Source organism: Streptomyces durbertensis, from assembly GCF_014156695.1.
In the GTDB taxonomy this organism is placed as follows: domain Bacteria; phylum Actinomycetota; class Actinomycetes; order Streptomycetales; family Streptomycetaceae; genus Streptomyces; species Streptomyces durbertensis.
The window spans coordinates 1-519 of record NZ_WMLF01000935.1 but is presented as its reverse complement, the minus strand read 5'-3'; the positions used below and the strand labels follow the sequence as shown (position 1 = coordinate 519).

Annotated in this window: 1 protein-coding gene; it reads left to right on the top strand. The window is 74.4% G+C overall.

What is annotated here, in order from left to right:
* Positions 1-110 precede the first annotated feature (110 nt).
* Complete coding sequence (locus GL263_RS27745) at positions 111-434, top strand: hypothetical protein (protein ID WP_182858468.1); 324 nt, start codon at positions 111-113, stop codon at positions 432-434.
* The last annotated feature ends 85 nt before the right edge of the window (positions 435-519 follow it).

Below are 519 nucleotides of genomic sequence, written 5' to 3'. Positions count from 1 at the left end.
CTTCTGACGAGGGGAGGTTGGTGGTGACGGGATCGTCTGACGGGAGGTCGGATTGTCAGGGGGCGCAAAACGGATGTGGTCGTGTCAGTGGGTGTGCGTACTGTGGAGGCATGCGCACATCCCGACGACCGGCCGAGCCGACACGTCCCCGCGTGCACGACGTCAACGCCCGCATCCGCCGGCTGATGGACGAACCCGCCGACGAGCGGCGGGCGGCGGAGTACATACGTCTTCTCCAGCTGTGGGCAGAGGCGACCGGCACCGGCCTGCGGTCGACCCCTTCCGGGTCGACGTCGACGCCGCAGCCGCGTACGGCCGCGCCCGTGGGGCCGGTTCGTCGTGGTCGGGCCCGTCAGGCGGGGGCTCCCCGGCTGGCGGCGCCGGCCCGTCCTGCGGGGCGTCCGACAAGAGCGTCGCTCACCCGGGTCGCCTGACCTCGGGGCCCGCGCGGGCACGCCCCGGCTGCCGCTGTCGCGGCGGGCCGCGTCGTCCGGCTGTCCGGCGTGCGGGGAGGTGGCC